Source organism: Kibdelosporangium persicum (assembly GCF_013280595.1).
In the GTDB taxonomy this organism is placed as follows: Bacteria; Actinomycetota; Actinomycetes; order Mycobacteriales; family Pseudonocardiaceae; genus Kibdelosporangium; species Kibdelosporangium persicum.
Genome location: NZ_JAAATY010000005.1, coordinates 281493 through 303593 on the forward strand (window position 1 = coordinate 281493; position 22101 = coordinate 303593).

The 22101-nt window shown below is 68.0% G+C and carries 17 protein-coding genes; 7 read left to right on the top strand and 10 right to left on the bottom strand.

Annotation, left to right across the window (positions count from 1 at the left end; genetic code table 11):
- The first annotated feature begins 29 nt into the window (after window positions 1-29).
- The gene (locus tag GC106_RS12225) at window positions 30-797 is read left to right on the top strand and encodes an IclR family transcriptional regulator (protein ID WP_173128502.1); all 768 of its coding nucleotides are present in this window, start codon (window positions 30-32) and stop codon (window positions 795-797) included.
- A 7-nt stretch (window positions 798-804) separates the two neighbouring features.
- Window positions 805-2640 carry a glycerol kinase GlpK gene (glpK, locus tag GC106_RS12230; protein WP_173128504.1) on the top strand — a complete coding sequence of 612 codons (1836 nt, stop codon included), beginning with the start codon at window positions 805-807 and terminating at the stop codon, window positions 2638-2640.
- Here the strand turns inward: glpK and GC106_RS12235 are convergent.
- Window positions 2635-3546: a LysR family transcriptional regulator gene (locus tag GC106_RS12235; protein ID WP_173128508.1), complete on the bottom strand. Its 912-nt coding sequence runs from the start codon at window positions 3544-3546 to the stop codon at window positions 2635-2637. The genes glpK and GC106_RS12235 overlap by 6 nt on opposite strands.
- Before the next feature lie 70 nt (window positions 3547-3616).
- Between GC106_RS12235 and GC106_RS12240 the strand changes: the two genes are divergently transcribed.
- Window positions 3617-4327 carry a nitroreductase family protein gene (locus tag GC106_RS12240; RefSeq protein WP_312872609.1) on the top strand — a complete coding sequence of 237 codons (711 nt, stop codon included), beginning with the start codon at window positions 3617-3619 and terminating at the stop codon, window positions 4325-4327.
- 26 nt (window positions 4328-4353) lie between these two features.
- Here GC106_RS12240 and GC106_RS49285 read toward each other — a convergent pair whose 3' ends face one another.
- Together GC106_RS49285 and GC106_RS12250 are read right to left on the bottom strand one after the other, a co-directional pair.
- Entirely contained in the window at window positions 4354-6078 is a 1725-nt protein-coding gene (locus GC106_RS49285) for a ThuA domain-containing protein (protein ID WP_376777726.1), read from the bottom strand.
- Window positions 6079-6313: 235 nt separating this feature from the next.
- Complete coding sequence (locus GC106_RS12250; RefSeq protein ID WP_173128514.1) at window positions 6314-6673, bottom strand: MerR family transcriptional regulator; 360 nt, start codon at window positions 6671-6673, stop codon at window positions 6314-6316.
- 107 nt (window positions 6674-6780) lie between these two features.
- Here GC106_RS12250 and GC106_RS12255 point away from each other — a divergent pair, with 107 nt between their 5' ends.
- A complete protein-coding gene (locus GC106_RS12255; RefSeq protein ID WP_173128517.1) occupies window positions 6781-7116 on the top strand; it encodes an EthD domain-containing protein in 336 nt (111 codons plus the stop codon).
- A gap of 278 nt (window positions 7117-7394) precedes the next feature.
- Here GC106_RS12255 and GC106_RS12260 read toward each other — a convergent pair whose 3' ends face one another.
- From GC106_RS12260 to GC106_RS12280, 5 genes are all read right to left on the bottom strand, one after another.
- A complete protein-coding gene (locus tag GC106_RS12260) occupies window positions 7395-7862 on the bottom strand; it encodes an SMI1/KNR4 family protein (RefSeq protein WP_173128520.1) in 468 nt (155 codons plus the stop codon).
- On the bottom strand, window positions 7859-11665 hold the full coding sequence (locus GC106_RS12265; RefSeq protein ID WP_173128523.1) for a DUF6531 domain-containing protein: 3807 nt from the start codon (window positions 11663-11665) through the stop codon (window positions 7859-7861). Before GC106_RS12265 ends, GC106_RS12260 begins: the two co-directional genes overlap by 4 nt.
- 6 nt (window positions 11666-11671) lie before the next feature.
- The gene (locus GC106_RS12270) at window positions 11672-12376 is read right to left on the bottom strand and encodes a WXG100 family type VII secretion target (RefSeq protein ID WP_173128526.1); all 705 of its coding nucleotides are present in this window, start codon (window positions 12374-12376) and stop codon (window positions 11672-11674) included.
- A complete protein-coding gene (locus GC106_RS12275) occupies window positions 12373-12693 on the bottom strand; it encodes a type VII secretion target (RefSeq protein ID WP_173128529.1) in 321 nt (106 codons plus the stop codon). The genes GC106_RS12270 and GC106_RS12275 overlap by 4 nt, the downstream gene beginning before the upstream one ends.
- 96 nt (window positions 12694-12789) lie before the next feature.
- Entirely contained in the window at window positions 12790-13848 is a 1059-nt protein-coding gene (locus GC106_RS12280; protein ID WP_173128530.1) for a 3-deoxy-7-phosphoheptulonate synthase, read from the bottom strand.
- A 398-nt stretch (window positions 13849-14246) separates the two neighbouring features.
- Between GC106_RS12280 and GC106_RS12285 the strand changes: the two genes are divergently transcribed.
- Window positions 14247-19736 (top strand): ATP-binding protein, encoded by a 5490-nt coding sequence (locus tag GC106_RS12285; protein ID WP_173128533.1) that lies wholly within the window; start codon window positions 14247-14249, stop codon window positions 19734-19736.
- 18 nt (window positions 19737-19754) lie between these two features.
- On the opposite strand, the gene GC106_RS12290 is transcribed toward GC106_RS12285, so the two are convergent.
- A complete protein-coding gene (locus GC106_RS12290; RefSeq protein WP_173128536.1) occupies window positions 19755-20078 on the bottom strand; it encodes a YkvA family protein in 324 nt (107 codons plus the stop codon).
- Between the two features lie 163 nt (window positions 20079-20241).
- On the opposite strand from GC106_RS12290, the gene GC106_RS12295 reads away from it, so the two are divergent.
- Entirely contained in the window at window positions 20242-20598 is a 357-nt protein-coding gene (locus GC106_RS12295; protein ID WP_173128539.1) for an STAS domain-containing protein, read from the top strand.
- 42 nt (window positions 20599-20640) lie between these two features.
- Here the strand turns inward: GC106_RS12295 and GC106_RS12300 are convergent, their stop codons facing one another.
- The gene (locus GC106_RS12300) at window positions 20641-21504 is read right to left on the bottom strand and encodes an alpha/beta fold hydrolase (protein ID WP_173128542.1); all 864 of its coding nucleotides are present in this window, start codon (window positions 21502-21504) and stop codon (window positions 20641-20643) included.
- An 83-nt stretch (window positions 21505-21587) separates the two neighbouring features.
- On the opposite strand from GC106_RS12300, the gene GC106_RS12305 reads away from it, so the two are divergent.
- Window positions 21588-22076: a CGNR zinc finger domain-containing protein gene (locus GC106_RS12305; protein ID WP_173128546.1), complete on the top strand. Its 489-nt coding sequence runs from the start codon at window positions 21588-21590 to the stop codon at window positions 22074-22076.
- The last annotated feature ends 25 nt before the right edge of the window (window positions 22077-22101 follow it).

Below are 22101 nucleotides of genomic sequence, written 5' to 3' on the forward strand. Positions count from 1 at the left end.
ATCGCAGCCGGTCCGGTTAGGGTCAGGCCGTGCCAGGTCCCATCCAGTCGATCGAACGAGCCGCCGCGATCCTGCGGCTGCTGGCCCGCGGCTCCGGCAGGCTCGGGGTCGGCGAGATCGCCGAATCGCTGGAGCTGGCCAAGGGCACCGCGCACGGCATCCTGCGCACGTTGCAGGGCGTCGGGTTCGTCGAGCAGGACAAGGACTCCGGCAAGTACCAGCTCGGCGCCGCCCTGCTGCACCTGGGCACGAGCTATCTCGACGTCAACGAGCTGCGGTCGCGGGCCATCAACTGGGCTGACGCGCTGGCCGCGCGCAGCGGCGAGGCGGTCAGGATCGGAGCGCCGCTCGAAGGCCGGGTGCTCGTCGTGCACCACGTGTTCCGGCCGGACGACTCGCTGCAGACCCTCGACGTCGGCACGTTGCTGCCGTTGCACGCGACCGCGCTCGGCAAGGTCCTGCTGGCTTTCGACGCGGCTCTCGTGGCATCGTTGCGCGGCGGTGAACTGGAGGCCTACACCCGGCGGACCCTGGCGTCACCGACCGCCGTCAAGCGCGCCCTGGCCAAGGTGCGGGAAGCGGGCTGGGCGGGCGAGCTCGGTGAGATGACGCCCGGCGAAGCCGGGATCGCGGCGCCGATCAGGGGGCATGGCGGCATAGTCGTCGGCGCGCTGGGGATCTCCGGGGCGGTGGAACGCCTCTGCGACCCAGATGGCAGTCCCAAAGCGACCTTGCTCGGCTACGTGCGGGACGCCGCCCGAGCGGTGTCCCGTGATCTCGGCGCGTCCCGGTGGTGAATGAGACATGGTCCAGCGTTACGTGATGTCGATCGACCAGGGCACCACGTCGACCCGGTGCATCCTGTTCGACGCGCGGGGCAGGCTGGTGTCGGTGGTGCAGCGTGAGCACCACCAGCACTTCCCCCGGCCGGGCTGGGTGGAGCACGACGCGACCGAGATCTGGCGCAACGTCACCAGGATCGTTCCCGACGCGCTGGCCCAGGCCGGGGTCGGCGCCGGCCAGGTGGTCGGCCTGGGCATCGCCAACCAGCGGGAGACGACCGTGCTGTGGGACCGGCGGACGGGTGCGCCGGTCAGCCGGGCGATCGTCTGGCAGGACACCCGCACCGACCAGATGATCGAGTACCTGTCGCGTGAACCGGCCGCCAAGCGGGTCCGTGAGCTGTGCGGGCTGCCGCTGACCACGTACTTCTCGGCCCCCAAGATCCGCTGGCTGCTGCAGAGCACGCCGGGCCTTCAAGAGCGCGCCGAGCGGGGCGAGGTGCTGTTCGGCACCATCGAGAGCTGGCTGATCTGGAACCTCACCGGCGGGTTGCACGTGACCGACGTGACGAACGCCAGCCGGACGATGCTGATGAACCTGCGCACCCTGTCGTGGGACAACGAACTGCTGGAGTTCTTCGACATCCCGCGCGCGATGCTGCCAGAGATCCGATCGTCCACAGAGGTCTACGGCACCACGACGACGGTCGTGCCGGGCATCCGGATCGCGGCGGCGCTGGGCGATCAGCAGGCGGCGTTGTTCGGCCAGACCTGCTTCGCCCCCGGCGAGGCGAAGTGCACGTACGGAACGGGCAGTTTCCTGCTGCTCAACACCGGGCAGAACCTGGTGCTGAGCAAGCACGGGATGCTGACGACGGTCGGGTTCAAGATCGGCGACGAGCCCGCGGTGTACGCGCTGGAAGGCTCGATCGCGGTGACGGGCTCACTCGTGCAGTGGTTCCGCGACGGCCTGGAGCTGATCAGCAGCGCGCCGGAGATCGAAACGCTCGCGCGCACGGTCGAGGACAACGGCGGCTGCTACATCGTGCCCGCCTTCTCCGGGCTTTTCGCGCCGCACTGGCACAGCGAGGCACGCGGTGTGATCGCCGGGCTGACGTCGTACATCACCAAGGGACATCTGGCTCGCGCGGTGCTGGAGGCGACCGGCTGGCAGACCCGTGAGGTGGTCGACGCGATGAACGCCGATTCGGGCCTGGCTCTGTCCACTTTGAAGGTCGACGGCGGGATGACCGCGGACAACCTGCTCATGCAGTTCATCGCGGACGTCCTGGACGTGCCCGTGGTCCGGCCGATGGTCGCCGAGACGGTGTCGCTGGGCGCGGCGTACGCGGCGGGCCTGTCCGTCGGCTACTGGCCTGACCTCGAAGGGCTGCGCCGCAACTGGCACCGCGCGGGCCAGTGGCTGCCCGCGATGGCACCGTCCCGGAGGGACACCGAGTACGCGCAGTGGCGTCAGGCGGTGGAGCTGACGTTCGGCTGGATGCGTCCGAGCACGAACACCGCGCGTCCACCGAGGACTGACCTGATCGAGGTCATCCTCGACGACCACCGGCAGATCGAGCACCTGCTGCGTGAACTGCGCAACGAGGATGCCGACCGGACTTCACTGCTGGCCGAGCTCTCGGCGGTGCTCACCGCACACTTCACCGCCACCGAACGAATCCTGCACAAGCGAGTCGGCATCGACGTGACCGCATTGTCCGAAGAGGACCTGGAAGACGCCGTCAACGCCCACATCCGTGACGAGGAACGGCTCCTTCTCAACGAGCTCCGCCGCTCACTGTCCCCATCGGACCGCACCGCGCTGGGGCGAGCGTTCCGGCACCTGTCCTCATGAGGGCAACGGGAGACCGTCGGCGAAAAGCGTCCGGCAGTACCGCAGGAACACCTCAGCCCGTCGCGTCAACCGACCGCCGCCCGCCCAGCCGAGCACTACGGGCGTAGTGGGCACGGTGTCCCGCACCGGACGTACCACGATCGGCAGTCCTTCCAGCGAAACCTCGACTGGAGGTCGTTGTACGGCAAGCGAATAACCCAGTCCACGCGCGACGAGCGCACGAGCGAGGTCGAAACTGCCCACTCGGTGGGCGACGTGCATCTCCAGCCCCACGGCGTCGAACACCGCCTGGAAGTACCGTGCGCTCGGGGCGACGTCCAAGAGGATCAACGGTTCGTCAGCGACTTCCTTCAGTGCGACCGTTTTCCGTTTGCTCAACCGATGCCCGGCGCTGAGCAGCACGCTCGGTCGCTGGTCGTAGAGAACCTCGGTCCCGATCCCGGGCCGTAGCTCCTGCTGGTAGAGAAACGCCAGTTCACAAGTGCCGTCGAGGAGGAGGGCCTGGAGGTCCGGCAGGGTGCCTTCGACGAACTCGACGTCGACTTCCGGGTGCTCGGCACGAAAACCCGCGATCGCGGCCGGCAGGTGCAATGGCGCGATGGGGGCGTAACACCCGATGCGCAGCCGCCCGGCCAGCTCACGTCCCAGCCTCCGCGCACCGGCGCCAAGCTCCGACACGGCGCCCAGGACACGACGCGCCTCGGCCACGACGTGGCGTCCGGCCTCGGTCAAGGCGGTGCCACGCTTGGGGCCCCGGATGACCAACCGGACATCGAGTACGCGCTCCAGCTCCGAGACCGCAAGCGAAACAGCCGACTGGGAGACGTGACAGCGCGCCGCGGCGGCCGTCATCCCGCCCGTGTCAGCGATGGCGACCAGGTATTCGAGCTGGCGCAACGAAGGCATGAGCGGAGCTTATGGGATTCTTCGGTTTTCCGAGCTGGACTGATGGATTGCCGCGTGTCATGGTCGGATCGTGCCGTCGCGAACCCATGCCTATCCGTTCATCCCGTACACGCCGGACCGCGTCCCGGCGGCCGAAGGACTGCGCAGAGGCGCGGATTTCCACCGGCTGATGGACCAACGCCGGTCAGTACGCTGGTTCTCGCCAGACCCGGTGCCATTCGAGGCGATCGAGACCGCGGTCAGGACCGCCAACACCGCCCCGAGCGGAGCACATCACCAGCCGTGGACGTTCGTCGCGACGAACGATCGTGGACTGAAACACCGCGTACGGCAAGCCGCGGAGGCGGAGGAACGGAAGTTCTACCACGACCGTAGCGTCCCGCAGTGGCACGCCGCGCTCGCCCGCCTGGAAACCAACGAGGACAAGGAGTTCCTCGACACAGCACCATGGCTCGTCGTGGCGTTCGCACAGAAGAGCACGCCCATGCCGGACGGCAGCCTGCGCAAGAACTACTACGTCTCGGAAAGCATCGGAATCGCATGCGGCTTCTTCATCGCCGCCCTGCACACCATGGGTCTGGCCACGTTGACCCACACACCGAGCCCGATGTCCTTCCTCACCGAACTGTTCGGCCGCCCGAGCACCGAACGCCCGTACGTCCTCTTCCCCGTCGGCTACCCCGCGGAGGACTGCGAAGTGCCTGACCTCCAACGAAAGCCGCTCTCCGAGGCACTCGTCGTCCACCAGGGACCGAACTCCCACGCGACCAACAGCGCGTAAGCGACCGCCCCAGCGTAAGAAGCAGACTAGTGGCCGAAGACCTGAAGATCCCAGAGCGAGTAGCCCCACTGAGTGGCACGCTGCGTACCTTCGACCCGAACGTAACGCGCAGAGCCGGAGACGATGACCTCGTCAATCCCGCCATCGCCGGCACTGGTGGTGTACGCGGTCGTCCAGGCCGAGCCGTCCGCGGAGAACTGGATCGCGTACGACTTGGCGTAAGCGGCCTCCCAGTTCAGCCGAACACGGCTGATGTCGTGCGAAGCACCGAGGTCGACGGCGATCCACTGTGGATCGGAGTGCACACTGCCCCACCGGGTCTGGTTGTCGCCGTCGACGGCGTTCGCACCCACGTGTGAACTGTCAGGCTCCACACTGGACACCGTGACCGGACGATCCCTGGCCAGGTCCTGATCGGACGGACCGCCGTCCTGGCGGACGCGGATGTTGCGGTAGCTGATGTCCAGGCCCGCGCCGTCGTTCTGGACGCCGACGTAACCGAAGGCGATGTCGCGCTGGCTCGTGTATTCGTTGATCTTCACGCCGTTGAGCCAGACCTCGACCAGCTGGCCGTGCACGGCGATCTCGTACGCGTTCCACTGGCCCGGCGGGTTCAGCACACTGTCGCGCAGTGCCCGGTCGGGGGCGCGGAAGCTGTAGACGCTCCCGGTCGTGCGGGTCGGATCGCCGTCGGTGGCGTCGATCTGGATCTCGTGCCCCGCGTTCACCGGCTTCCACGGATCTCCTTGCGGGTCAGGGAAACCGATGAACACGCCACCGTTGTCGTCGCCCGGCATCATCCAGTCGAGACGCAGTGAGTAGTAACCGAACCGCTGCACCGGGAACCACAGCAGGCCCATGCCGCCGTGGGACACCAGCGTGCCGTCGGTGAGGGTGAAGCCACCGGGACCGGCCTGCCGCCACCGGTCCAGGCTCGCCTGGCTGCCGTCGAAGATCGCGGTGTAGCCGGTCTCCGGGCGGCAGTCGGCGTTGCTCGCGCCGCCGGCGATCTGGATGCCGCCGAGCAGCATCCTGGTGAACGCCGGGTCCGAATAGGACTCGGCGGTGTGCCCGAGTCCGGTGTACCACGCGCGGCCGCCCTGGTACTCGTGGCACCAGGTGATGGGGTGGTCGCCCATGGTGCCGCCGCTGTACGACGATTCGTCGAGGCTCGCGAGAACCCGGACGTTCGCCCGGGGATTGGCGCGGTAGTTGTACCACTCGTCGAGACGCGTCCAGGTCTGCGGCAGGTGCGAGGTCGAGACGTTGGACCGGTCCTCGACCCTGATCCGCGCGGTCTGGTTCGCCGGGTGCGAATGGAAGTACGCGCCGACCAGCCCGCCGTACCACGCCCAGTCGTACTCGGTGTCGGCCGCGGCGTGGACACCGACGAACCCACCACCGGCTGCTACGTACTTCTCAAAAGCTGACTGCTGACTGGCATCCAGCACGTCACCGGTGGTCGACAGGAACACGACGGCCTGGAAGCGCATCAGGTTCGTCTCGGTGAACTGGTTCGCGTCGGCCGTGGCGGTGACGGTGAAACCGTTCTGCCGACCCAACTGGCGGACAGCCTCGACGCCCGCGGGGATCGACGGATGCTGATATCCGGCGGTCTTGTGGAACACCAGCACATGCCGCAACGGCACGTCGGCGGAGGCACTCGGCGCGATCACCAACGCCCCCAGCAGGGCGAGGACTGAAACGATTCCGTAGACGGCCCGGGACAGGCCACTGGACACAGCTCGCACGACTCGTCCTCCCTCGCGCCGCCGCGATGCGACTCGACGAGCAGTGAACATCGGACGTCTGGACCTCGTCAAGGGAGCACAAGATCGACGGAACCACAAGAAGGGCCGTTTTCCGCCATCGATTGCTCCGATGCGCGGATTGACGGACCAGGTCGACGCCGGTGTCCACACCAGCCTGTCGATGCACCGTGGCTCGCCGCCCGACCTGCTGAGGCCGGTGAACGGTGACCGGGTTTCACGTCCCGGCGAGATATGTCCGGTTGATGTCGATGAGGTTGTCGAGCGCGGCCTTGGCGGCGATGAGACTGTCGATGTCGGATGACAACCGGTTCCGCTCGCGACTCATGATCGTGAGGGCCCGCTGAGCTTTGCGCCTGCTCGGCGCCGCCATGCAGGGAACCATCTCGGCAATGGTGGCACTGGACATGCCCGCGGCCAGAAAGGACCGGATGAGCCGGACTCGTTGGACGTGTTCCTCGTCGTAAAGACGTTGGCCCGCGGGAGAACGCGAGCTGACCAGCAAACCCTGGTCCTCGTAGTAACGCAGCAACCGACGGCTGACACCCGTCCGGGCCGACAGTTCACCGATCCGCATCGTCACTCCTGTTGTGCGGTGGAACACATAACCTTGCCCCTCACATCGATGTGAACGGTTACCGTGACTCTACCAACCTCTTTGCCGAGCAGGAGAAACAGCAGCCAGTGATCAAGTTCGCCTATCTGGTCAACCGCCGCGAGGGAATGTCCTTCGAGCAGTTCGTCGACTACCACCGAGGCCATCACGCGCCCCTGTTCACCTCCATTCCGGAGGCACAGCGGTATGTGAAGAAGTACACCGTCTCCCACCCGGTGCCGGCCGGGACCTACCCGAAACCGGCCTACGACGGCCTGACCGAGATCTGGTTCGAGAACTGGGAGGACCACAACGCGTTTTTCGCCTCCCAGAACTACCGGCAACTGGTCAATCCGGACGAGGCCGAGTTCATCGACATGGATTCGGTGGCGATCATGGTCACCGAGGAGACGACCGTGATCTGACCGCCACCGCGTGGGACGCGCTCCCGGCCTCGGGTCCGGAGCGAACTTCGTTCGGCCGGCCACGAAGAGGGATGCCTCCGCCCGCGTGGTCGGCATCGGGGCGCCGGTGCGTCAGCGGCGGGCGCGGACCGCCGCGAGTCATGTCCGGGCCGACGTCTCGACGGAGCACAAGATCGACGGACTGACAAGAAGGGCCGTTTCCGCCATCGATTGCTCCGATGCGCGGATTGACCGATCAGGTCGACCGAGAACCCGGCGAACCGTTCAGGGCCGGACCGTCAGGCGATGCGGAACCGGCGTTGTACGTACGTGCCGAAGTCGTCGGCCAGGCGCTCCGGGCCGCCGCGGTCCGCGGCGCCGGGATCCCAGACGACCACCGGATATTCGCCGTCCGCGTCGGGCTGGGCGCTGTCGAGGGAGACGATGCCGCCCATCCCGTCGTACTCGATGATGAGCAGCTCAGGCGGGAACCGGTCGTCCGCACGCGTTTCCAGGGTTTGCGACACCGTGCCGAGCAACCGGTCGCCGCGGGCCGGGGTTCGGTAGACGCCGAGCAGCTCCACGCCATCCCCGTCGCAACTGCCCAGTTCGCTCAAGAACAGCCGGTACGACGGCGGGAACGTCGCCGCCAGCTCCGCTTCGGCGCGCTCGATGTCCTGGTCGCTCAGTCCGCCGGTGTAGTTGTACTCGTCGGGGTTGCCGCGCACACGCTCGACGAGTTCGCGCACCGAATCGACACCGCTCATTTCTTAGGACACCACCCGAATCCCTTGGCCCGTTCCTTCCAGTATTCCTTCTTCCAGTCGGCGAAGGCATCCCGGTCGATCCCGCTCGGAATGTCCGTTCCCGCCTTCCAGTGCAACGTATTGTACGAACCGCTGCCCTGGTACGCGCCCTGAGCGAGGTGCATCGACTGGGTCACCTCGGCCAGCGGGCCGTCCTGTGTCTGCAGCATGTGGTGCACGTTGATCGGCTTGTCGTCGGGTCCCATCGGCGCGAGTCCCTGGATCATCCGCTTGAGGTTCGTGCGCCCGTACTTGTCCTCCGGGGAGACGTAGTTCGGGTCGATCAGATCGTCGCGCTGGTACACGCGTTGGCCGTTGTAGTCGACCGCCGACCAGAACTTGGTGAAGCCCAGTTGCAACGGCGTGAACGCGGACAGACCGAGCGGGTCGATCCACATCAGCGGGTTGTCGACGTACCGGTGCGGGTTCGTCGCGGGCCGCAGCCCGAACGGGTCGGGTGACAGATACGCGGCGATGTCCGCGTCGTAGTAGCGCGTCAGGTTGTAGTGCAGGCCTGTCTCGACGTCATGGTACTGACCGGGGAACCGCAGCGGACAGTCCACGCCCACGTCACCGGTCGCGAAACCCTTGCCCCAGAGGGTGGATGTTCGGCGCCATGCGATCCGGCCGTCGAGTGTCACCAGTTCGCTCGGCGTTCCGACAAGGTCGGTGACGATCGCGTAGAACCGACGGTCGACTTCCTCCTGGCTTTGCCAGGTCCGGTGCAGCTGCGTGGCGGCACGGTAGCTACCAGGCTCGTAGTCCCACGTCATCGCCTGCTGGGTCGCGCCCGAGATGGTGCGCTGCTCGGCGAGCGCGGCACCGTCCCAGCTGAACTCGACCGCTTCGACGATCGATCCGTCGGGGCCAAGGCGTGCTTTGCCGATCCGACGTCCAATTGCGTCGTAGCGATACGTCCACGACGTACCGTCGGGCGTCACGACACCGATCAGCCGATCGTCGAGGTCCCAGGTGTAACGCCATTCCTGCCGCTGACCGGACAACGTACGTCGCAGCGCACGAACGACCCGGCCTTGCTCGTCGTAGTCATAGCTGAGCCGGCCTGCCTGCCGCACGAGCGTCCCCTGCGCCTGGCGGACGCCCTGAGTCATGTCATCCGGTGCCGGGTAGTTCGCTGCCACGAGATTGCCCATTGCGTCGTAGGCATACGTTTCATACCCGGCGGTGGCGTGCACAGCCGTGACTCGTCCAGCGGGATCCAGGTCGAACCGCCGATTGCCGCCCAGCTGATCCGTGATCTCAAGCGGCCGGCCGTCGGGGTGGTAGCGGTAGCCACGGGATTGCAGCCTGCGCTGCGGGCTGCCCGGAGTCACTCCCCATATCTCCTGGCTCACCAGTTGGTCGGCCGGATCCCACGTCTGGGCCAGCGAACCGAGGCCGAACGTCCGGTTGATCTCCCGCCCGGCCGCGTCGTGCTGGAACGACAGGACGCCGCCCGCGGTGGCCAGCGCTTCCGGCAACCCGACCTCGTCATAGGTCCACGTGGACACCGCACCCGACGGCGTGACGCGACGAATACGTTGTCCAGCAAGGTCGTACGTGTGGCTGACCGTCCTGCCGTCGACGGTTTCCGCAACGATCCGGCCGACCAGATCGTAGGCATACTCCAGCACACTGCCCTGTGTGGCTGCTCGAATCGTTCGACCCGCTCTGTCGTACGCATACGTTGCAATCTGACCGTGGTCAGCAATGGTTCGTTCGACGCGCCCGACGACGTCACGCTCGTAACGCACGGTTTGACCGGTACCGGTTGTCCTTGCCACCAGCCGATTCGCCGCGTCATGGGAATACCGGAGTGTCCGATCGTTGAAGTCGGTCTCCTCGACCAGCCGACCGGCAGCATCGAACTCGTATCGCCACCGCAAACCGAGCGGATTGGTCACGCCGGTCAGCCGCAGCTCATGGTCATGCGTGAACTCGTACCGCGCACCGTCGGGGTCGGTCCGCGTCGCCGGTGTACCGAAAGGACCGTACGTGAATGCCGTCACCAACCCGACCGGATTGCGGTACTCGATCATGTTGCCCTCGGCGTCGTAGCGCCACTCTTCGCGTGCGCCGTCGGCCGAGACGCGCCATAACCGCTGTCCCTCGATGCTCCACCCCAGACGCGTGATCGCCTGCAGTGGGTCGATGGTGGATGTGACCCGCCCGAAGGCATCACGCGTAAGCCGTGCCGTGTCGCCCCTCGCCGACGTGACACCGACGACAAGACCCGCGGGGTCGGTTTCGTAGCGTTCGACGCGACCGATCGGATCGGTACGTGCGATGCGATGTCCGCGTGAGTCGTACGTGTATGCGATCACCCCACCCATCGGGTCGGTAGCCGTGAGCAAGTTGCCCCGGTCGTCGTAGGTGTGTCGCCAGATCCCACCAACCGCAGCGACGAAGTGCACCGGACGGCGGTTCTCGTACTGGATCGTGACGCGGGAACCGTCCGGTTGCTCGATCTCGATCGGGTCGCCGTTGTCATCGAGCGTGTAGCGGATCGTGTTTCCGAGCCCGTCGGTGTGGGCCAGAAGCCTGTGATAGCGGTCGTATTCCAGGCCGACCGCGTTGCCGAGCGGGTCGACCACTCGAACCAGGTGATTATGTCGATCGTAGTGATACGTCGTGCTCTGCCCCAGAGCGTTGGTGACCGTGGTGACGCGATTCGTTGTGTCATAGGCGAACGTGGACGACAACTCGCCGTCCTGCCCGTATGCCCGAACCACACGACCATCCGCGCTGTACTCGTACGAGTACTGATAACCGTTGCGGTCGATCCACGCGGTAATTCGATTCGAGAAGTCGTATTCGTAGCGATACGGAATACCGGTCGAGTCCGTAATCGCCGTCAACCTGCCGCCCTCGTCGTATGCGTACTGCACCAACGGAATGCCGTCCGCGGTGCCGTCGAGCAAACGTAAGGCAGTGACTCGTGGCCCGGCCGGGTTGTCCGCACGTTCGACCGCCACCAGGTAGCCGCCCTCGTGATGGACTCGGTCGTGGGTGAAGGTGATGCGGTTGTCGTTGCGGTCGGTCAGAGCGACGAGCGGCCAGCGGTCGGGCGTCGACTCGTCCGGCGCGAAATGCCGTACCCAGCCGGATTGCGGGTCCTCGACACGGTAGACATTCCCGTCCTTGATCAACGGCCAGCGCGCACCCGCGGCCGGCAGCACCGGTTCGGCGTCCGGGTACGGATAGATCAGCACCTGCGCGTTGTCGCCGATGTACCGGACAGCGTCGCGGGTGAACTCGAGCCGCTGGTCGAGCGTCGAGGACCAGCCCGGCCCGAACAGCCCGCCGTCGGTGTACCCGGAGGCGTACGCCCGGCGCAGGATCAGCGGCAACACACCGGCGAGCGCCACATCGACCGTATCGGTGATCATTTGCCCGGACACCACGTCGACCGGGTCGCCGCCCGTGCCGTCGACGCCGTCGTTGCCGTCCGATCGCTGCCCGCCGTTCGGCTCCGTGCCGTTGTCGCCAGGCCTTCCCGGCGTACCAGGCGTTCCGGACGTCCCGGTCGGGCTGGTGCCGGTGGCGGCGGATGACTGGCCGCCGCCCGGCGGAGTCCCCCGCGACGCCAGGTCGCCGACGGTGTCCTGCGCACCGGACACGCTGCCGGACGCATCGACCGAACCATGTCGCTGGGCCGGCTTGCCGTCGCCGTCGGACGGTTTTCCGTTGCCGCCGCCGGTTTTCGTCTTCTTGTGCAGGGCGAACCACACGAGGACGAAGAGCAGCGCGATGAGTGTCCGCACGGCCGCCTACCCGTCGAGGAGCTTGGAGAGGTTGGTCAGGCTGTCGATCAGCGCCATGGTGTAGGTCATGATCCGGCCGGCCCACTTGACCACCGCGGCGGCGATCTGCGCGGCGATCACCGGGATCGTCACCACGAAGATGGCCTCAGCCACCCAGACGATCACCCGTGCCACCAGGTCGGCGATCAGGTCGCGGACGATCTCACGGGTCAGCTCGACCAGCCCGCCCGCGCCTTCGGTGGCCGAGGCCATCGCGGCGGAGATCGCGCCGAGACCACCGATCGCCTCGACGTTGTTGGCCATCAGCGTCTGGTACGCGTCCGCCGCCGTGCCTTTCCAGTCCGGGAGGTCGGTCTTGAGGTGGTTGGCCAGATCGGTGGACATGCCGTGCAGTTCGGTCGCCATGTTGTTCCACGTCGCGGCGTGTGACCTGACCACGTCCGGCTTCCCGGTCAGCTCGTCGAGCATCTGCCGCAGGGGCTCGAAGTACTCCATGGCCCAGCCGATGCCGTTGGCCAGCAGGGCACTGATCGGGTCCATCACCGTCGCGGCGACTTCGAGGCCCAGCCCGGCGCCGGCCAGGACGTCGTCCACCCAGCCTTCGCTCCTGATCGCGTCGACCAGGCCCTCGAAGCTTTCGGCCGTGCCCGCCCCGGTCCACGCCTCCCGGGTGGACTCGACCGGCGCGACCAGGGAGTTGGGTTCGCTCACCGCGCACCTCCGCCGTCGGCGGAGTTGAGCAGACTGACGTTCCCACTCTCCCGGGACTCGTACTGCTGGGCGGAGTCACGCAGTGCTTTCGCAACGAGCAGCAGGTTGTTCTCCACCTGCGCTATCAACTCGTCCTGCCGGGTGTGCCGTCCCTCGAGGATGCCCGAAATCCACCCGCACAGCAGTCCGTACGCCTGGTCGTCCTGCGCGATGTGCCCACTCGCGCCTTTGACCGCGGCGAACCGTTCCCGTATTGCGTCCACGTGATCGGCGTGGGCGCGCAACTGCGCGACATTGACGTTGTAGCCATCGGGCATGGCTCACCCCCAGTCCGTTCGCCTCCCGTTCAGCAGGCCTCAGCGTAACGGCCCAAGGCCTGCGGTAACGGTGAAACGAAGGCAATCGCCGGTGCGTCAGCGGCGGGCGCGGACCGCCGCCGCCAGCTGCTGGACCGTCGATTCCGTCGTGTCCCAAGCCATGCAGGCATCGGTGACGGACTGGCCGCGAGTCATGTTCGGACCGACGTCCTGACGTCCGGCGACCAGGAAGCTCTCCAACATCACCCCGGCGATGCCGCGCTCGCCACCGGCGATCCGGGCGGCGATGTCGCCGGCCACCACCGGTTGCCGGGCGTGGTCCTTGCCGCTGTTGCCGTGGCTGGCGTCGATGATCACACGCTCGGGCAGTCCGGCGGCACGCAGGCGGCCGAGAGCCGCGGCGACGTGTTCCGCACTGTAGTTCGGTCCGTTCGCCCCGCCCCGCAGGACGAGGTGGCAGTCGGGGTTGCCCGCCGTGCTGACCAACGCGGCCAGCCCGTCGGCGTTGACGCCCATGAACACGTGCGGCGCCGCGGCGGCGCGGATGCCGTCGACGGCGTCGGCGACCTCACCGGAGGTGGTGTTCTTGATCCCCACCGGCATGGACAGGCCGCTGCACAGCTGCCGGTGTGTCTGGCTGGCGGCGGTCCGTGCGCCGATCGAGCCCCAGGCGACGAGGTCGGTGAGGAACTGCGGAGTGATCGGGTCGAGGAACTCGCAGCCGACCGGCAGGCCCAGTGCCAGCACGTCCAGCAGCAGGCGGCGGGCCAGCCGCAGACCGGTGTTGACGTCGAAGGTGCCGTCCAGGTGCGGGTCGTTGATCAGTCCCTTCCACCCGACCGTGGTGCGCGGCTTCTCGAAGTACGCGCGCATGACGATCCGCAGCTCGTCGGAGACCGAGGCGCTGAGCCGCGCGAGCCGGTGCGCGTACTCCAGCGCGGCGTCGGTGTCGTGGATGGAGCAAGGTCCCACCACGACAAGGAGACGGTCGTCGCGGCCGTCGAGGATGTCGACGGCCTCCGCGCGTGCCTGGGCGACCGTGGCCGCCATCGTTTCGTGCGCGGGTAGCTCGTGGCGCAGCAGGGCCGGCGACAGCAACGGGCTGAACTGGTTGATGCGGTGGTTGTCCTGGGCGACTGCCGTGACAACTGACATCGGGGCGTCCTCTCATGGCCGAGCCGCCCCGCGATACCCGCCGAGCCGGCTCGATGTCCGGCTCGAAGGTGGATGGTCAGCGCAGCGGATCGCCCGCCGACCCACTCCGGGCCGGGCGTCCAAACCAATACTGGCGCTGCATGCCGCCCACCCTAGCAGAGCGTACGGTGGGCGCGTCGGTCGACGCGGTTTGTCGCAGTCCTTGCGTCAAAGAGCCGCCACTTGGTGTGGCGCAGCTCGCTTTTTGTAGGTTCCCTACAACCCCACGGCTCCGGCATGCGCGATGCGGCACATAGGTGTACTCGCCGGTAATCGAGCAGGGTAGAGAGCAGGTGCAGGCGACGCTCCGGGACCCGGACGTCGCCTTCTGTGCGTGGGTACTTGGGAGGCTCAAACCGGTGTTCAGTCGTGTCGCCATCGTGAACCGTGGTGAGGCCGCGATGCGCCTCATCCACGCCGTCCGGGATCTCTCGGCGGAAACCGGCAGGCGGATCGAGACGGTCGCGCTTTACACCGACGCCGACCGCAACGCGACGTTCGTGCGGGAGGCGGACGTCACGTACTCGCTCGGACCGGCCGCGGCCCGTCCGTACCTCGATCTCGCCGTCCTGGAGAAGGCCCTGGTGGACACCGGGGCGGACGCCGCGTGGGTCGGCTGGGGGTTCGTCGCGGAGGACCCGGCGTTCGCCGAGCTGTGCGAGAAGATCGGTGTCACGTTCGTCGGCCCGAGCGCGGAGGCGATGCGCAAGCTCGGCGACAAGATCGGCGCGAAGCTGATCGCCGAGGAGGTCGGCGTGCCGGTCGCGCCGTGGAGCCGCGGCGAGGTCGCCACCCTTGAGGACGCGCTGCGCGCGGGTGACGAGATCGGCTACCCGTTGATGCTCAAGGCGACCGCCGGGGGTGGCGGTCGCGGCATCCGGATGGTGGCCTCGGGCGAGGACCTGGCCGAGGCCTACGAGCGCACCAGCCAGGAAGCGTTGCGGGCCTTCGGTTCCGGCGTGGTCTTCCTCGAGCGCCTGGTCACCGGCGCGCGGCACGTCGAGGTCCAGGTCATCGCCGACGGCCAGGGCACCGCGTGGGCGCTGGGGGTCCGTGACTGCTCGGTGCAGCGGCGCAACCAGAAGATCATCGAGGAGTCCGCCTCCCCGGTGCTGGCCGCGGAACAGACCGCCGAGCTGAAGGCGTCCGCCGAGCGGCTCGCGGTGGCGGTGGGCTACCGGGGCGCGTGCACGGTCGAGTTCCTGTACCACCCCGGCGAGAAGCTGTTCGCCTTCCTCGAGGTCAACACCCGGCTGCAGGTCGAGCACCCGATCACCGAGATCACCACCGGCACCGACCTGGTCAAGCTGCAACTGCACGTGGCGGGCGGCGGCAGGCTCGAAGGCAAGCAGCCCGCCGAGGCCGGGCACGCGATCGAAGCCCGGCTCAACGCCGAGGACCCGGACCGTGACTTCGCCCCGGCGCCCGGCCGGATCGCGCGGCTGATCCTGCCCGCGGGGCCGGGCATCCGCGTCGACACCGGCGTGAGCGAGGGCGACACCATCCCGGCCGACTTCGACTCGATGATCGCGAAGATCATCGCGTACGGCCGTGACCGCGACGAGGCGCTGGGCAGGCTGCGCCGCGCGATGGCCGAGACCACCGTGATCATCGAGGGTGGCGCGACCAACAAGAGCTTCGTGCTCGACCTGCTCGACCAGCCCGAGGTGATCGACGCGAGCGCCGACACCGGCTGGATCGACCGGGTCCGCGCCGAAGGCCGCCTGGTCACCCACCGGCACTCCGCGATCGCCCTGGCCGCGGCCGCGATCGAGGCGTACCAGGACGAAGAAGAGGTCAGCTGCCAACGGCTGCTGTCCACCGCGCACGGCGGGCGCCCCCAGGTCCGGCACGAGAGCGGACGGCCGCTGGGCCTCAAGCTGCGTGGCGTCAGCTACCACGTGAGCGTCGCCCGGGTCGGTCAGAACCGTTTCCGTGTCGGCGTTTCCGCCGGCGGTGACGCGCACTTCGCCGACATCGAACTCAACCGGTTCGACACGTACAGCGGCCAGATCGTCGTCAACGGGCACCGTTTCCGGCTGGTCTCGGCCACCCACGGCCCGATCCACCTGGTCGAGGTGGACGGCATCACGCACCGGATCAGCCGTGACGAAGGCGGCGTCGTCCGCTCCCCCGCGCCCGCGCTGGTCGTCGCGACGCCGTTGGCCGTCGGCGACGAGGTCGAGGCGGGCGCGCCGATCCTGGTGCTGGAGAGCATGAAGATGGAGACGGTGCTGCGCGCGCCGTTCCGTGCCCGCGTCCGGGAATGCCCGGTGTCGGTGGGCGGCCAGGTCGAGACCGGCGCGGCGCTGATGCGCCTGGAGCCCCTCGCCGACGAAGGCGCCGAGCAGGAAGCCGCGGGCGGCGGCGAGACCGTCGAGATCGACCTGCCCGGCGAGCAGGACGGCATGTCCGCCGCCGACCGGATCGAGCGTGGCCTGCAGGACCTGCGCAGCATGTTGCTGGGCTTCGACGTCGAGCCGCACGACCGCGACCGCGTGCTGTCCCGCTACCTGGCCGCACGGGCCGAGCTCGGCGGCCGTCCGCTGCCGGGTGAGCTGGACCTGCTGACGGTGTTCGCCGACCTGTCGGAGCTGAGCCGCAACACACCGGGCGGCGAGCTCGAGGTCGAGCCGGGCAGCCCGGTGCACAGCCCGCGCGAGTACTTCCACAGCTACCTGCAGAGCCTGGACGTCGAACGTGCCGGGCTCACCGAGGGATTCCAGGCCAGGCTGCGCACGGCGCTCGGGCACTACGGCGTCACGAGCCTCGACCGCACGCCCGAGCTCGAAGCCGCGGTCTTCCGGATCTTCCTCGCGCAGCAACGGATGACGACGGACGTCGCGGTCGTGTCGGAACTGCTGCGGCAGTGGCTGGCCGGAGCGCCGCCGCTGGAGTCGTTGAGCGAGCGGGCCGGCCTCACCCTGGAGTACTTGGTCGAGGCCACCCAGGTTCGCTTCCCCGCGGTGTCGGATCTGGCGCGCGGTGTGGTGTTCCGCTGGTTCGCCCAGCCGCTGTTGCGCCGCAACCGCGCCAGGGTCTACGCCGCCGTCCGCGACAGCCTGCGCTACCTGGATCGCAACCCGGACGCGCCGGACCGCGCCGAGCGGATCCAGTCCATGGTGGCCACCGCCGAGCCGTTGGTCCGCTTGGTCGGCCAGCGGATCGGACGGCCCGGACTCGACCACGCGCCGCTGCTGGAAGTGCTGACCCGCCGCTACTACGGAAACCGTGGGCTGTCCGACGTGACCGCACACGACATCGCGGGGTGCCGGTTCGTCACCGCGCAGCACACCGACGCCAACGGTGTGACGCGGTTGGTCACCACCGCCGTCAACATCGCCGCCCTGCCTGACGCGATCACGGCGGTCGGCACGTTCGCCGCCGACGTCGCCGAGCGCGGGCTGGTCGCCGATCTGTACGTCACCTGGGAGGGCCAGCCGGACGCCGACACGATCGCGGTGCGGCTCGCGGAACTGCTCGCCGAGCACCCGTTGCCCGCGGGCGTCCGCCGGATCACCACGACCGTCGCCGGGACCAGTGGCGCGGTGATGCACCACCACTTCACCTTCCGGCCGGACGATGACGGGGGCTTCACCGAGGACCGGCTGATCCGCGGGCTGCACCCGCAGATCGCGCGGCGCCTGCAACTGCAGCGGCTGCGCGAGTTCCACCTCACCCGGCTGCCGTCGTCGGACGAGGAGATCTACCTGTTCAAGGCGGTCGCGCGAAGCAACCCGGCCGACGAGCGGCTGATCGCGATGGGTCAGGTTCGTGACCTGACGCCGTTGCGGGAGACCGACGGCAGGCTCGTCGCGCTGCCCGCGCTGGAGGACGCGATCGCCGCGTGCCTCGACTCGATCCGCAACATCCAGGCGCAGCGCCCGCAGAACAAGCGGTTCGACACCAACCGGATCATGATGTACGTCTGGCCGCCGACCGACCTGCTGGCCGACGAACTCAACACCCTGGTGCAGCGCATCCTGCCCACCACGGCCGGCGCGGGCCTGGAGGAGGTCCAGTTCCTCGCCCGGCAGCGCACCGACACCGGTGAACTGCTGGAGGTCGCCGCCCGGATCACGCTCGACCAGGGCAACGGCGCGCAGTTGCACGTCGGTGAGCCGTCGACGGAACTGGTGCAGCCGCTGGACGACTACCGCCAGAAGGTGCTGCGCGCGGCCCGGCGCGGGAACGTCTACCCGTACGAGCTGACCGGCATGCTCGCCGGCCCGGACGGGACCTTCGTCGAGTACGACTTCGACAAGCAGGGTGCGCTGGTGCCGGTCGACCGGCCGAAGGGCAAGAACACCGCCGCGATCATCGCGGGTGTCGTCACGACACCGACCCAACGCCACCCCGAGGGCGTGACGCGCGTCGTCCTGCTCGGCGACCCGACCAAGGCACTCGGCGCGCTCGCCGAACCCGAGTGCACGCGGGTGATCGCCGCGCTCGACCTCGCCGAGCGGATGCAGGTTCCGCTGGAGTGGTTCGCCCTCTCCGCGGGCGCGAAGATCTCGATGTCGTCGGGCACCGAGAACATGGACTGGGTCGCGGCCGCGCTCAAGCGGATCGTCACGTTCACCCAGGACGGCGGCGAGATCAACGTCGTGGTCAACGGGATCAACGTGGGCGCCCAGCCGTACTGGAACGCCGAGGCGACAATGCTCATGCACACCAAGGGCATCCTCATCATGACGCCGGACTCGGCGATGGTGCTGACCGGCAAGCAGGCGCTGGACTTCTCCGGCGGTGTCTCGGCCGAGGACAACTACGGCATCGGCGGTTACGACCGTGTGATGGGCCCGAACGGGCAGGCGCAGTACTGGGCGCCGAACCTTCCGGCCGCGCGGGATGTGTTGATGGCGCACTACGACCACACGTATGTCGTGCCCGGCGAGGCGGCACCGCGCAGGGCCGAGACGAACGACCCGGCCGACCGTGACGTCTCCGCCTTCCCGCACGTGAGCGCCGGCAGCGATTTCACCACCGTCGGCCAGATCTTCTCGGCGGAGCACAACCCGGACCGCAAGAAGCCGTTCGACATCCGCACGGTGATGCGCGCACTGTCCGATCAGGACCACCCGGTGCTGGAGCGGTGGGCGGGCATGGCCGACGCCGACACCTCGGTGGTGCAGGACGTGCACATCGGCGGCTGGCCGGTCTGCCTGGTCGGCATCGAGTCGCGGTCGGTGCCGCGGCGCGGCTTCCCGCCCACCGACGGCCCGGACACCTACACCGCGGGCACGCTGTTCCCGCGGTCGTCGAAGAAGACGGCGCGGGCGATCAACTCCGCGTCCGGCAACCGTCCGCTGGTCGTGCTGGCGAACCTGTCCGGGTTCGACGGCTCACCGGAGTCGCTGCGCAAGCTGCAACTGGAGTACGGCGCGGAAATCGGCCGGGCGATCGTCAACTTCGAGGGCCCGATCGTGTTCTGCGTGATCAGCCGTTACCACGGCGGCGCGTTCGTGGTGTTCTCGAAGGCGCTCAACCCGAACATGACCGTGCTGGCGTTGGAGGGTTCGTTCGCGTCCGTGCTCGGCGGCGCCCCGGCGGCGGCCGTGGTGTTCTCCAGTGACGTGAACAACCGCACCGCGACCGATCCCCGCGTGACCGAGTTGCAGGCGCGTGTCTCGGCGGCCAGCGGTGCCGAGCGCGCGGCGCTGAACGCGCACCTCGCCGAGGTCCAATCCGCTGTGCGGGCGGAGAAACTCGGCGAAGTGGCCGCGGAGTTCGACCGGGTGCACAGCATCCAGCGCGCGGTCGAGGTCGGTTCGGTGGACGCGATCATCAGCACCGCGGAGCTGCGGCCGCGGATCATCGAGGCGATCGAGCACGGCATGAAGCGCTGACGGGTCCGGGGACCGGCCTCATTTCCGGCCGGTCCCCGTGATCTCGTCGCGGTTGCGCCTGAACTTCCTCAGCACCCGGCCGACGTACAGCAGCGCCGCGGCCAGCACGCCGATGTCGTCGACCAGGATCGGGTCCGGCAGCAGGTCGACCGGCAGCACCGCGTAGGCGATCGACCCGTAGTACGAGATCTTGGCCGAAACCGGAACACCGGGCTGATGCACCTTCCGGTGCCGCCGGATCATCGTGATCGCGAGCACCAGCACCACGACGGCCGTCACCACGACCGCGACCAGCGCCACCACACCCAATGCGGACAGCACATCCCAGCCTTGGTCCGGCATCGCAGTCCTCCCGTCCGGTTCTCCTTCCAGATATACCCGGCGCGAGCGGCCTCAACCCGCCCGACTGTCCACTATGGACCAGAACGGGCGCTCATTACGTCCCGTGGTCGTTCACCAGGTAAGTTCATCGGCAGGACACACCGGATGGGACAGGACCGGAACCGTGAGTGAACAGCAAGACCACGCGCGCCTGCACTGCCGAGTCGAACAACGGGAGGAGACGGTCGTCATATCGGTGAGCGGCGCCATCGACCTGGCCACCCAGGCCACCTTCGCCGAGACGATCCAGCGGGCGTTCCAGGGGGACGAGCAGGCGGTGGTGATCGACCTCACCGGGGTCACCTTCCTCGCCTCCCCCGGTCTGGCCGTCCTGGTGGAGGCTCAGGAGAACGCGATGCGCGCGCAGAAGGATCTGCGCGTGGCGGTCGGCAACGACACGGTCAAACGGTCCATCGAGATCACCGGATTGGCGCAGATCCTGTCACTCGCACCGGACTTGCGGGCGGCACTGGACAACTGACCGGACAATCTCCCCAAGGACCGGAACGCGAGTTCGCATCCCTCAGCGGAGGTTATGCTTGGCGAGGAAGTTCTCGATCAGGCCGGCGACCTCGTCGAGGTGGCTTTCCAGCAGGAAGTGGCCACCGTCCAGCAGGTGGATCTCGGCCTCCGGCTGGTCGGCGGCGAACGCGCGAGCGCCGTCCGGGCCGAAAATCTCGTCGTTCGCTCCCCACACCGCCAGGACAGGCACACGGCTGGTGCGCAGATATTCGTGCAGCCGTGGGTAGAGCGGCGGGTTGGTGGCGTAGTCAGCGAACAGCTTCACCTGGATCACGTCGTTGCCTGGCCGGGACACCATCGCGAAGTCGTGGTGCCAGGTGTCGGGGCTGACGACGGTCTCGTCCGGCACGCCGTGCAGGTACTGCCACCTGATCGCCTCCAGCGTGAGCGCTTCCCGTACCCCGGCTTCCGTCTCGGACGTGCGCGAACGGTGGAACTCCCATATCGGACGCCAGAACTCCTGGACGAACCCGGCTTCGTAGCCGTTGCCGTTCTGCGTGATGATCGCGGTGATGGCGTCCGGGACACGCAAGGCCAGGCGCCAGCCGACGGGCGCGCCGTAGTCCTGTACGTAGATGGCGTAACGGGTGACGCCGAGCTGGTCGAGCAGCCCGGCGGTCAGGTCGGCCAGCGCGTCGAACGTGTAGTCGAAATCCTCGGCCGGCGGCGCGTCGGAGTGTCCGAATCCGAGGTAGTCCGGCGCGATCACCCGGTTGTGCCGGGCCAGCCGGGGGATCAGGTCGCGGAACATGAACGAGCTGGTCGGAAAGCCGTGCAGGAGCACGATCACGGGCGCGTCCGCAGGTCCGGCCTCGCGATAGAACAGCGTGTGACCGTTGACGGTGGCGTACCGGTGACGCGTCATCTCTAACCCCTTTGAGCGGTGTTTGATGGTTAGAGATAAGCACGTGTGCTATAACCTGTCAAGGGGGTTCAAGGAGGTTAGAGATGGGCGACGAGACACTGCTGCTCGCGTTGCTCAACAGCGCGCCCATGGTCGACGGCGTGCCGCGCGACCACCTCGTTGACGCGAGCGCATGGCTGGCCGATCAAGGCCGGCCGGAGGCGACCGACTCCGCGCAGACTCTGCGCGAGGCGCGCGAGGCACTGAAAGCGGTGGTCCGCGGCCAGGCGACGCCGGTCGCACTGAACCCGTTCCTCACGAATGTCCGGAGTACCCCGTCCACCACCGACGACGGTCTCGAGTGGACACTCGACGACACGTCGGCCCGATCCGTTGTGGTCCACGCGATCCTCGCCTGGGACGAGCTCGCCAAGAAGAGCCCCGGACGGCTGCGAGCCTGCGCCAACCCCGACTGCGAACTCTTCCTGATCGACCGCAGCAAGGCCAACAACGCCCGCTGGTGCTCGATGGCCGCGTGCGGCAACAGGATGAAGGCCCGCCGACATTACCGGCGGTCCCGCCAGGCGCCCTAGGAACAGGCAGCACCCCTTCCCTGCC